This window comes from Methylacidiphilum sp. Yel, assembly GCF_004421185.1.
Lineage (GTDB): Bacteria > Verrucomicrobiota > Verrucomicrobiia > Methylacidiphilales > Methylacidiphilaceae > Methylacidiphilum.
Genome location: NZ_LXQB01000052.1, coordinates 47,815 through 59,190, shown reverse-complemented (window position 1 = coordinate 59,190; position 11,376 = coordinate 47,815). Strand labels below are relative to the sequence as shown.

The following is an 11,376-nucleotide window of genomic DNA, read 5'->3' as shown; positions in this document are numbered from 1 at the left end:
GGCCGATGAGAGTGTCAGGGTCTATCAAAACCTCAACACCCTCATCGGAGAGCTTGCCCTGGCTAAATCTGGTCAGTTATCTCCAGGAATCCCCTGCCTTTAGGCATGGGGAGGATGTCAATTAGGAAAGTGCGTATCTTTTTTAAGAGAAATTAAAGCTATGCATATCGATTATATTCAGTCTATTTTTGCTCAAAGAATTGGGGGGGCTTCCTTTGGTGAAAGCACTCAGATATATAAATTTGAAAAAATCAAAAGAGCGAAACGATTGGCACAAGCAAACAATCCTACAATCGAATTGCTCGATTTTGGCGTAGGGGAACCTGATGAGCCTGCCACCAAGGAAACGGTAAAGATCCTAGCCGAAGAGGCAGCAAAAGCCGAAAATCGCTTTTATGCAGACAATGGGGGCCAACGGCTTAAAGAAGCAGCGGCTCGATACATGCAAAGAATATGTGGGGTAACCGTTGATCCTCAAACCGAGATCATCCACTCCATAGGCATAAAAGCAGCATTATCCATTCTTCCTGCTGCCCTTATCAATCCAGGAGATTATGTGCTGATGACAGTTCCAGGATATCCTGTATTTGGCACACATGCCCAATATTACGGGGGCAAAGTTTTTAATCTAGCACTACGCAAAGAAAATCACTTCTTACCAGATCTAGAGACTGTGCCTAAAGAAATCCTTTCTAAGGCCAAGGTCTTAGTCCTAAACTATCCTAACAATCCTACTGGAGCTGTTGCTACAAGGGAATTCTTTGAAGATGTGGTTAGATTTGCAATAAAAAACAGGCTGGTTGTGATTCATGATTTTGCCTACGCTGGTTTGGTTTTCGAAGGCAAACCGCTAAGCTTTCTCTCTGTACCGGGAGCGAAAGAGGTGGGAATTGAACTTCATTCCGCAAGCAAGAATTTCAATATGACTGGTTGGCGTTGCGGTTTTGTGGTAGGCAATCCCAAACTTGTTAAGGCTTATGGATATGTCAAGGATCATACCGATTCAGGTCAATTTCTAGCTATCCAGAATGCTTATGCTTACTGTCTGGATCATAGTGAGATCACTGAAAGGATAGCACAGAAATATTCGCGGAGAATGGATCTTATGGTAGAAACTCTTAGCAGCCTAGGTTTTAAAGCTGAAAAACCAAAGGCCTCCTTCTTTCTTTATACAGAAGCTCCCAAAGGAGTTAGATACCATTCCAAAGAAATCTGGTTTCAGAACGCTGAAGATCTCACAGAATGGCTCATTCAGGAAAAACTTATTTCCACCGTTCCTTGGGATGATGTAGGTCCATTCTTAAGATGGAGCGTTACCTATCCCGCTCAAAGCCCAGAAGAAGAAAAAGAAATAATGGCAAAGTTAAAGGATAGACTTTCTGACTGTTCCTGGGAATGGTCGTAGGTCTTTAGAGGATAACACAAACTTTTTTTTCGAGGAAAAAAGAACGAGGAAAATAGAATTGTGTCGATCGAAGCAAGAAATGGTTTTTTAAATGGTCGACTCGAAAATTCAGAGGCAAAAGAGGCCTCTTTAGACCCTACCTTTTATTTTTCTCCTTCTGGTCCTCTAGCTCAAGCCGCTCATTTCGAGTACCGCCCTCAACAAAAGCAGATGGCTGAAGCCATCTATAAAAGCCTTGAAAAGAAAAAACATCTGATTGTTGAAGCTCCCACGGGGACCGGCAAAAGTTTGGCTTACTTACTTGCCGCACTTTGTTATTGCCAAAAGAATGCTCAAAGAGGGGTAATTTCTACTCATACCCTCAACCTCCAGGATCAACTGCTTCATAAGGATATTCCGCTGTTGAAAAAGATTTTCCCAAAAGAGTTTTCTGTGGTCCTCCTTAAAGGACGTCAAAATTATATCTGTCCCAAACGATTAGAAAAGGTGCTCAAACATGCGACAGACCTCTTCCCTTCTTTTGAAATGACTGAGATCTTGCGTATTTACGATTGGTCTCTAAGAACACAAACTGGCGATATCGAAGAGCTTCATCCTCAACCTTCTTTTCACTTATGGAGCCAAATATGTTCGGAGCCCGGCATATGCCATCCGAGGAATTGCGCTACCAATCCCCGCTGCTTTTATCACCTCTTTCGCGAACAAAGTGCTCACTCAGATCTAACAATCGTTAATCACGCCCTTTATTTTTCTCTTCTTGGAAGGACTACTGATCCCCAACTTCAAAAAGAAGAAGGCCTGCCTTTTGGCGAAAATTTCGTCATTTTTGATGAGGCGCATACCATTGAAAAAATCGCTTCCAATCAGTTAGGATTTTCAACTTCTAAATTTCGGCTTCAGAACTTGCTTTTTCGGCTTTTCAATCCTATCACTCACAAGGGGTTGCTCCTTTTTCTAAAAGATAGCAATCTCATTCCAATGGTTCACAAAGCTTACGAAGAAGTGGGCTCTTTATTTAAATCCATTGCTGAAACTCTTGTAAAACTATCTCTTCAAGAACATAGAATTCTTGAGCCAATACCTATACCTAACGCTTTGCCAGAAACTTTAAATACTATTGTTGAAAAGCTCTCTTGTGCTGTAGCAAATTTTCCAGACAAAGAAATCAAAGAAGAAATAACAAATTGTATTGAAAAAATCACCCTGGAAAATAATATCATTATCAATTTTTTTGAAATGCGTATTCCAGATCATGTTTACTGGCTAGAACTGGAAGAGCCTAATCCCGAATCAAATGTACAACTTCTGGCTACCCCACTGGATGTCGGCCCATTATTGCAGTCCTTCCTCTATGAAAAAGAACTTTCAGTAATTATGACCAGTGCCACAATAAAAGTGGCCAATAGTTTTTCTTTTTTCCAAAACCGTGTCGGGCTTTTTTCCCAAACCCTTTCTTTAGAATCGCCTTTTGACTACGGAAGGCAGATGAAAATCCTTATTCCTAAAGATATGCCAGATCCCTCCAGTAGCTCCTATGAAGCAGCCCTGGCAGTCTGGATAGAAAAATTGGTCAAACAGACAGCAGGATCAGCCTTGGTACTTTTTACAAACCGTAAGACATTAGCGAGTATGGTAGAAGCCCTGAGTTCCAAATTTGCCGAACTTGGCTTCCCTCTCTATGTACAGGATGGCAAGACCTCTCGGCACAAGCTTTTGAAACTCTTCAAGGAAGCCAAACATTCGATCCTCTTTGGAATGGATAGTTTCTGGCAGGGAATAGATGTCCCTGGAGATGCCTTAAAAAATGTAATCATCACCAAACTGCCCTTCTCATCCCCTGACCATCCACAAGTGCAAGCAAAATGCGAAAAATTAGAAAAACGAGGACTGAATGCTTTTGTTCATTACAGCCTACCAGAGGCTGTTTTAAAGTTCCGCCAAGGGATTGGTAGGTTAATAAGAAGCAAAGAAGATAAAGGCATTGTGGCTATTCTTGATTCAAGAATCCTTTCTAAATCCTATGGGAAAATTTTTCTTAATTCGATCCCCAATACCCCTATTGAAATTATCGAATAATCACAAAACAGCTCTTTGCATTTAGGAAATCCTAAAAGCTTTCCTCTTAGTTTTGCCTGATTCAGAGAAGCATACTTCTACATCTTTCCTTTTAATCCTTTCCCCTAAAAATAAATTTATATGATCTCTGAGCAATAAATATTGCTATTTGCTTATTAAGGGAGTATGCTGATTTACAAAAACATCCTGAGAATAATTATGAAAACAACAATCCATGCCCTCATTTTGTTATTCGTTAGTTTCGTTTTACCCATCTCATCTCTCCATGCTCAGGATGAGAAAACTGTCATCAAAGGAAAAGTCGTTGACTTGGTTTGCTACCTTGATCATGGAGCTGAAGGCGAAAAACATTTGAAGTGTGCCAAAACGTGTATTGGATCAGGATTGCCTGTGGGATTGAAAGGTGAAGATGGAAAGCTTTATCTCATAGTCGGAGAACATAAGCCGATAAACTCAGAACTTGTTTCTAAAGCCCAGCAAATCATTACTGTAAAAGGCAAAGTCGTTAGTAAAGATGGTTTTAATTTGATAGAAAATGCTGAAATAGTTCAATAAGTATAACCACTATAGTTTTTTTTCTCTCTCGCTTTGCGTTTTTTTTAAAGATAATACTAGGGATATTGTTTTGTTATTTCTTTTACAACTGGCTACTCATTAGCGACTCTATAGGATATTCTCTTGCCTATGGCATTTAAAGGCATTTAAAAGCGAGTAGTAAATTTTAGCTATTTTAGCTATCCTATGATAAAAAGTAGAAGAGCTAAGCTAGCTCTTTTTTTCTATGCTCTTTCTGGATCCTCCTTATCAGCCAAGGATTATTATAGAAAACGAAGATTTTGCTGTTGTCGATAAACCCCCTTTTTTTCTTTCTCATCCAACAAAGAAAAAAAGAGGATCCAGTCTTCTGGAATGGCTTTATAATCAGAATAATCAAATTCCATGGAAGCTTATTCACCGGCTGGATCGTGAAACTAGTGGCCTATTATTGGTAGCTAAAAATAATGCTTCGGCGGCGTATTTTGGTCGTCAAATGGAAAAAAGGTTAATCCACAAAGGCTATTTTGCTATTACTTGGGGGGAACTGAAAGCCGATTATCTAAAAATTGAAGCTCCGCTTGGCTATCTAGGGGTTTCGAGTGAGAATGAAATCGTAATCCGTCAAGGTATCCGCCCAAAGGGAAGCCAAGCCATCACAGAAATTTATCCTCTAGGCTATGGCGGAGGACACAGCTTACTATGGGTAAAACCTCAAACTGGAAAACTACATCAAATCAGAGTCCACCTATCCCTTATCAAACATCCTATTGTTGGAGATAAACTTTATGGCCCGAATCCCTCCTACTTTTTGGACTTTTCAAAACAGGGATGGACAAAAGAAATGGAAAAAAGTCTACTTTTGCCAAGACATGCTTTGCATGCAGCTTTTCTTTCTTTTTTCTGGAAAGGGAAAAAACAGACTGTCTTTTTGCCTCTTTCCGATGACCTCGAAGAGTTTTTAAAACTAACGAAAGGTTTTCAGAAAATTCATAATCCACGATTTTTTGAAATCTCATAACCCCCTATCTTATTGGCTATCTAGCTCCTCTAGCAACTGAGATTGAATCCCTCAAATAGCTCTGACTCCTCACCCATTCCCTAAGGCTTTCTTAGCGCTAGTCTTGATTCTGCCAATAAAACCAAAGCATTCAAAATCCGAAAAATGGCATTGGAATTCTTTTTTACATGATAAGGACTGCCCGGGATAATATTTCTCCTCTTTTAAGTTGTAATAAAGCTTCCGGTGCCTGTTCTAAAGTAAATGTTTGACTGATTGCTTTAATTTTCCCTTCCGCTGCAAGCCGCAAGACTTCTTTCATTTCCTCTCTGGGGCCAATAACAGTTCCTAAAATAACTTTTTCTTCCACAAAAGAAAAGGCTCCTAGCTCTGCATTGACCCCCAAAACGATCTTACCACCAGCTTTTACCAATGAGATCGCCTGTTGGGCAATCGCATGGGAAGGCGCAAAGACAACCGCACAATCAATATCTCCTTGCTTTTTCAACTTTTCTAAACGTTGAGAGTCATTGGCATCAATACAATCTTGAGCTCCAAGCTCTTTTGCTATTTGCAAATGTTTAGGGTTTCTAGACAGTGCTATAACGTTAGCACCCGCGAGGCGAGCAAATTGTACGGCCATGTGCCCTACTCCACCAATCCCAAAGATCGCCACGCGCTTGCCAAGCAACGGGCCAGCTTTTTGTATAGCATGGAAAGCCGTAATTCCTGGGCAAAATAAAGGAGCTGCCTCCACCGCTGATAGAGAATCAGGGATAAGATAGAGAAAATCCTCTTTTCCAACAACATATTCGGCATAACCCCCATCCACTGTCTCTCCAGTAATTTCTTTACAAGGACAAAGCTGTTCTCTCCCAGTCCGACAGTAAGTACATCTTCCACACGAAGACCACAGAGGCTGGAGTCCCACTCGATCACCCTTTTTAAAATGAGAGACACGGCTCCCCACCTCCTCGATCTTTCCAACAATTTCATGCCCTGGGATAATAGGAAGTTTTGATGGCACCCCTCTTTGTATCCAATCCCCTTCAATCATATGCAAGTTGGATCGACACACCCCACAGGCTTCAGTTCGAATCAATACTTCATCCTCTTTAAGCCGAGGCAGATCGATTTGTTGGAGTATCAACGGTTTTTCTTCTAAAGGAGAGGGCTTGGTCAACAAAATGGCTTTCATTTTTCAATCTTTCCAATCAGTACTCGATAAAGAATGAGCATATTTTATAATTTTATAATCAGTAAAAACAATTCTGAAACCTTTTCTTCGTTTTTCTTTGAGAGAGAGAAAATGATTTGCTATTGATTTATGATAGAAAATAAGTTAGTTAAATTAACTTGCAAAATAGATAATTTCTTTTGATTTTAGCATTGGTTTAGTGAAATTTATAAATTTAACACGTTCTAACGAAATAGGAGCAAATTCCTATTTTTTAGATTTTGGCCAGGATGGGCGGATAATTCTGGATGCAGGTCTGCATCCCAAAATAGAAGGAGAGTTGGCTACCCCAAATTTTCAATCTCTTGAAGACTATCCAGTGGATTGTCTTCTTATAAGCCATGCGCATCACGACCATACAGGCTCTTTACCTCTGTTTCTTAGAAAATATCCAAAGCTCAAAGTTTTCTTAAGCGAACCTACCTATTACTTAACTTCTCCACTACTCCACAACTCAGTAGAAGTGATGCTTAAACAAAGAGCTGAGTTACAAATTCCCGAATACCCCTTGTATACCCATAAGGAAATAGATCGTTGCACGGAACGGTGGCAGGCTTGTCATATCAACAAGGAATGGTCATTTAACGGCTATCCCAATCCCAAGCATGAGCCTCTTACCTTTCAATTCTATCCTAGTGGCCATATTCTTGGAGCCGTCGGAATTCGAATATTTCACCGAGGCCGTAGAATTTTTTATACGGGAGATGTTAGTTTCAAAGAACAAACCCTCATGCTCCCAGCGGATTTTCCCCAAAACGGTATCGATGTCCTTATTATCGAATCAACAAGAGGGGCTCAAGAAATGGTCAAAGGGAAAACTAGAGAGACGGAAATTCAAAGACTTGTTGAAAGCATTGAAGCTACTTTCGATCGAGGAGGCTCTGTTTTAATCCCAGTTTTTGCCCTCGGCAAAACACAAGAAATCCTTACTACTCTTTTTCTAGAACAGCAAGCGGGAAGACTCCGAAAATGTCCTATTTTTATTGGAGGGTTAAGTAGAAGCTTTTCAGAAATCTATGACAAGCTTGCTTCCAGATCGTTAAGAAGGTATCCAGGCTTCAAGATTCTTGATACGATAGCTCCTATCGTCATTAATGGGAAAAAACCCATGAAGATTCAACCCTCGAAAGGTGAAATCTATCTGGTGACCTCCGGAATGATGAATGAGAATACCATTTCCAATGTTTTAGCTCAAAAATTCTTACCAAACGAAAAACACTCCATATTTTTTGTTGGATACTGTGATCCTGATTCTCCTGCCGGTCAACTTTTGGCTACACCCCGAGGCAATTTAGTTGTGCTCAACAAATCTAGCAAACCTCAACCAGTCATTTGTGAAGTCGATCAGTTCGACCTAACAAGTCATGCGCTAAGAGAGGATATTCTTTCCTATATCCAGTTTTTAGAACCTCGAACCTGCATTCTGGTTCATGGCGATCCGGCCGCTCTCGATTGGTTCAAACAAAAGTTAGAAGAGGAAAGTCCACAAATTCAGTTGATTATTCCACCTCCTGGGAAATTGATAGAAATCTAAAATTGAGCCTCCCCATTCCCGCTAAAGCCTTACTTCTTTGATTGGCTAAGGTCTGAAGAAGCTCATAAAAGTCTTGGGTTTGTTATTTACTCTACTCATTTTCTTCTTCTTCTATTAACTCTTCGGAAAACAAAAATTCAGAATAAGGAGGAGGCTGTTGGGTTTGTTTTTTGTACAAATACCAGCCGAAAATGGAAAAGGCAAGAAGGAGAACCAAAACTAAACCAAAGAGAAATAACCTAGAAAATAAGCAAGCTGCATACACTTTCTCAATAGAAGCAAAAATACCCACAACGGCCATCAATGGATTCATTTATACCTGCTCTTTTTTCTTTGCTCTTTATAAACTATCTTTTCTTTGTTTAACCAATCGAAAACAGTCCTTCCCTATTTTCTTGCTTTTTTCTTTAAGAAACATCGAGGCCAAGCGCCAGTTCCCTCTTTCCTCTCTAATAGATAGGAGAGAGGAGCGTAGCATTCTTATTTCTTTTTTTTTATATTTTTGTCACTTTTGCTTGTGGTACCTGTGGCTTTGTATCAGGTTCCCATTGGGGCAAATAGTCTTTTTCATTTCCCGGTACGCTATATGCATAGGGACCTCTATAAACGGTCAAGGGCTTGAGAAAATTCCCATGCCCTGGGGGCGTAGGTGTTGCCCACTCTAGAGTGGTAGCTTGCCAAGGATTATCAGATTGAACTTTCTTTCCATAGAAAAGGCTCCAGAAGAAATTGAGAATAAAAGGAATCTGAGCTAGAGCCAACAACCATGCTGAAACAGACATAACATGATTTAGCCATAACAAACCTTGAGCCATTTCCCATCCTTGACCCCCATCATACCAGCGTCTATGGATTCCAGCGAAACCCTGCATCAGCATGGGAAGAAAGATTCCATTGAAGGTTATGAAAGTAGGCCAAAAATGGAGTTTGCCTAAAAACTCGTTCATTTCTCTTCCTGTTGCCTTTGGATACCAATAATATATACCGGCAAAGAGAGCCATGATAGAGGTGGGAGCCATCATATAATGGAAATGGCCAACGACATAATAGGTATCATGCAAGACCATATCTGAGGTAGACCATCCTAAAGGAAGACCAGTCAGTCCACCAATGCCAAACAAAGGCAACCACGCCAAGGCAAACATCATAGGAAGATTGAATCGAATCGAAGCACCCCAAAGAGACATCAAAAAAACCGTTCCAATGAGAACCGAAGGAATGGAAATAATAGTTGTAAAAAGTTGGAAGAAAGTACTGATGGCTTGCCCCATCCCTGTCATGTACATATGATGAGCCCAAACGATCATGCCAACAAAGCCAATTGTCAAAACTGAATAAACAAGGATTCTGTAGCTCCATAGTGGTTTTCGCGTGTTGTTAGCAATGATCTCGGCAACAATTCCCATAGTAGGAAGTATCTGGACGTAAACTTCTGGATGACCCAAAAACCAAAAAAGGTGTTGCCATAGCAGAGGAGCACCTCCTCCACTGTAATGTGCCTGCTGTCCATTGACGATTAGCCCATCAGGAGAAAAAAAACTGGTTCCAGCTACCCTATCCATCAATTGCATGATGGCAGCAGCTTCCAAAGGAGGAAATGCCAGAAGCATAAGAAAAGCTGTTACCAGCTCAGCCCAGACAAAAAAAGGAAGCCGCATCCAGCTTAAACCAGGAACACGCAATTGAAAAATTGTCGTGATCATGTTGATTACCCCAAGCAAAGAGCCAGTAATATTAAAAGCCATCCCCAAAAGCCACAGCGTTTGCCCATTCAAAATAGGGTGAAAATTAGGGCCAGAATCAGCCAAATCTGCCAGTGGCGGATAGGAAGTCCAACCCGATTTTGCAGCTCCTCCAGGCACAAAAAAACTCACCATGATAATAACTGCGCCGACAAAAAAACACCAGAAACTAGCCATATTCAGCCTTGGGAAAGCCATATCAGGGGCTCCAAGTTGTAATGGAACAACAAAATTTCCAAATCCAGCAAACAAAGCCGGTACAAGGGCCATAAAAATCATCACTGTTCCATGGATCGCACCAAAGGCATTATAGGCCTGAGGAGTCATGACTCCATTGGGAAACATATCGTGACCCAAAATATTTTCCAAAACTCCGCCTAACAATGGAATCGGCTTACCCGGATAGGAAAGCTGCCAACGCATGACGATCATCAGGCCAAAGCCAAAAAGGGCGATAAGTAGTGAAGTGATCATATATTGGATACCAATAACCTTATGATCGGTAGAAAATAAGTACTTTCGATACCAGGGTAGTTCTACCTCGTGTACTCTGAGATGAGTCTCATGCGGATTCTCAGCAACCCATGAGTTAGCATTCTGCGCTGTCCCCTGCTTTTTCGCACTCTCAAAATCTTGATTCTCCATATTCTTATCCTCTCTTTTTCCTTCGTATCTCCTTCCGATCGTTCCAAGTGAAAAGACTTTGCATTCTCTCCGAATGCTATCGGCGTTTTTAAGAAGATTAGAATCAAAAGAAAGGAAAGGAAATTCGGGAATATTTTTCAAAAAGCACCCCTCTTTCTCTAGGAACTTACCGATAAGTTTTCCCATGGATGGCTAATCTTATCCATTAGATATAGGGCAAAGTTCAACTGATAGCTCCTGCAAGCTTTTTTCAGTTCCTTTCCAGTAGGAGTTGAGTAGATTCCCTAAAGAACTAACCACCTGCCCATTGCTTTGGGAAATGCCCGCTCATGGAAGACTACGGCCGCTTTCTTTACAGAAAGCCTCTCCTATACTTAAAATACTTATTCTTCTCTACCAAGGCTTTTATTGGAACTACCATTGAGGCAATGCAAGCAGGTTTGGCTTTGACTTTTGTCCATAGGAGCAAAGCTAAATAAAGCATGCGTGCATTCTCTTGCTGCAAAAAAAGAAGGAGACTTATCCAAGAGAACTTGTAGTCCAATTGCATGTTTGGTAGGTGTTTGAGCAAAAAGTAGCAAGCCCCCCTCCATGAGATGAATCAACAAGAGTAATTTTAGCTAGCTCCCCTTAGCCGATCTTCTTAATAGGAGCATGATTATCTATAATTGGAGAAACGGTTTGCAAAATAGTTATGATTTTAAAAATACAAAATCATTTTCTTAGCTTCCAATTGGAATTATTGTTCTATCAAAAAGCTAAAAATTCATCTATTTATGAAGGGTCGTTTTTTCTTTTTATTTTTTGTTCTTACGCTAACCAGTACTTTTGTTTTTTCGACAGGCTGTTCTCGACAGCCTGCATTGTCAAATCCATCTGGGAAATATACAGGTTGCTGGAATGAAGAAAATGGCACCCTGACTTGTATGACCTTATATCTCAGTGAAGATGGGAAAGCCAAAGGGGAGCGTCGTTCTAAAACCCCTACTAACCCACAAGAAAGAGATGTTTGGGAAGCAGAATACAAAGTACAAGATGAAAAAATTCTCATTGGATCAAACAACAAGATTTATACAATTTTACTGATCCATGGGAATGAACTGATTGATCCTAATCACAAAGTTTTTGGTAAACCGATTGTTCTGAAAAAAATTCAATGAAGAAAATCAGATTTTGAACAACTTTCCTTTAAGGAAAGATTTT

At 40.4% G+C, this 11,376-nt stretch carries 10 protein-coding genes; 6 read left to right on the top strand and 4 right to left on the bottom strand.

Going from position 1 to position 11,376, the window contains the following annotated elements:
* The first annotated feature begins 160 nt into the window (after positions 1–160).
* From A7Q09_RS07765 to A7Q09_RS07750, 4 genes are all read left to right on the top strand, one after another.
* Entirely contained in the window at positions 161–1,405 is a 1,245-nt protein-coding gene (locus A7Q09_RS07765) for an LL-diaminopimelate aminotransferase (RefSeq protein ID WP_134390898.1), read from the top strand.
* A gap of 60 nt (positions 1,406–1,465) precedes the next feature.
* A complete protein-coding gene (locus A7Q09_RS07760; protein WP_134390897.1) occupies positions 1,466–3,481 on the top strand; it encodes an ATP-dependent DNA helicase in 2,016 nt (671 codons plus the stop codon).
* A 198-nt stretch (positions 3,482–3,679) separates the two neighbouring features.
* Positions 3,680–4,036 (top strand): hypothetical protein, encoded by a 357-nt coding sequence (locus tag A7Q09_RS07755; RefSeq protein WP_134390895.1) that lies wholly within the window; start codon positions 3,680–3,682, stop codon positions 4,034–4,036.
* 226 nt (positions 4,037–4,262) lie between these two features.
* Positions 4,263–5,036 (top strand): RluA family pseudouridine synthase, encoded by a 774-nt coding sequence (locus A7Q09_RS07750; RefSeq protein WP_134390894.1) that lies wholly within the window; start codon positions 4,263–4,265, stop codon positions 5,034–5,036.
* Between the two features lie 163 nt (positions 5,037–5,199).
* Here A7Q09_RS07750 and A7Q09_RS07745 read toward each other — a convergent pair whose 3' ends face one another.
* Entirely contained in the window at positions 5,200–6,213 is a 1,014-nt protein-coding gene (locus tag A7Q09_RS07745) for a zinc-dependent alcohol dehydrogenase family protein (protein ID WP_134390892.1), read from the bottom strand.
* 199 nt (positions 6,214–6,412) lie between these two features.
* Here A7Q09_RS07745 and A7Q09_RS07740 point away from each other — a divergent pair, with 199 nt between their 5' ends.
* A complete protein-coding gene (locus A7Q09_RS07740; protein WP_134390890.1) occupies positions 6,413–7,786 on the top strand; it encodes an MBL fold metallo-hydrolase in 1,374 nt (457 codons plus the stop codon).
* Between the two features lie 91 nt (positions 7,787–7,877).
* Here A7Q09_RS07740 and A7Q09_RS07735 read toward each other — a convergent pair whose 3' ends face one another.
* The 3 genes from A7Q09_RS07735 to A7Q09_RS10530 all read right to left on the bottom strand — a co-directional run bounded on the left by A7Q09_RS07735 (position 7,878) and on the right by A7Q09_RS10530 (position 10,766).
* A complete protein-coding gene (locus A7Q09_RS07735; RefSeq protein ID WP_134390888.1) occupies positions 7,878–8,099 on the bottom strand; it encodes a hypothetical protein in 222 nt (73 codons plus the stop codon).
* A gap of 181 nt (positions 8,100–8,280) precedes the next feature.
* Entirely contained in the window at positions 8,281–10,173 is a 1,893-nt protein-coding gene (locus tag A7Q09_RS07730; protein WP_134390901.1) for a cbb3-type cytochrome c oxidase subunit I, read from the bottom strand.
* A 383-nt stretch (positions 10,174–10,556) separates the two neighbouring features.
* Positions 10,557–10,766, bottom strand: coding sequence for a hypothetical protein (locus A7Q09_RS10530; protein WP_166791955.1), 210 nt, complete (start codon positions 10,764–10,766; stop codon positions 10,557–10,559).
* Between the two features lie 183 nt (positions 10,767–10,949).
* Here A7Q09_RS10530 and A7Q09_RS07725 point away from each other — a divergent pair, with 183 nt between their 5' ends.
* Positions 10,950–11,333, top strand: coding sequence for a hypothetical protein (locus A7Q09_RS07725; protein ID WP_134390886.1), 384 nt, complete (start codon positions 10,950–10,952; stop codon positions 11,331–11,333).
* The last annotated feature ends 43 nt before the right edge of the window (positions 11,334–11,376 follow it).

What these genes read in the sequence shown, in the direction of transcription:
- A7Q09_RS07765 (WP_134390898.1), top strand. Translation starts at nt 161, where the DNA reads ATGCATATCGATTATATTCAGTCTATTTTTGCTCAAAGAATTGGGGGG.
- A7Q09_RS07755 (WP_134390895.1), top strand. Translation starts at nt 3,680, where the DNA reads ATGAAAACAACAATCCATGCCCTCATTTTGTTATTCGTTAGTTTCGTT.
- A7Q09_RS07750 (WP_134390894.1), top strand. Translation starts at nt 4,263, where the DNA reads ATGCTCTTTCTGGATCCTCCTTATCAGCCAAGGATTATTATAGAAAAC.
- A7Q09_RS07745 (WP_134390892.1), bottom strand. Translation starts at nt 6,213, where the DNA reads ATGAAAGCCATTTTGTTGACCAAGCCCTCTCCTTTAGAAGAAAAACCG.
- A7Q09_RS07735 (WP_134390888.1), bottom strand. Translation starts at nt 8,099, where the DNA reads ATGAATCCATTGATGGCCGTTGTGGGTATTTTTGCTTCTATTGAGAAA.
- A7Q09_RS07730 (WP_134390901.1), bottom strand. Translation starts at nt 10,173, where the DNA reads ATGGAGAATCAAGATTTTGAGAGTGCGAAAAAGCAGGGGACAGCGCAG.
- A7Q09_RS10530 (WP_166791955.1), bottom strand. Translation starts at nt 10,766, where the DNA reads ATGGAGGGGGGCTTGCTACTTTTTGCTCAAACACCTACCAAACATGCA.
- A7Q09_RS07725 (WP_134390886.1), top strand. Translation starts at nt 10,950, where the DNA reads ATGAAGGGTCGTTTTTTCTTTTTATTTTTTGTTCTTACGCTAACCAGT.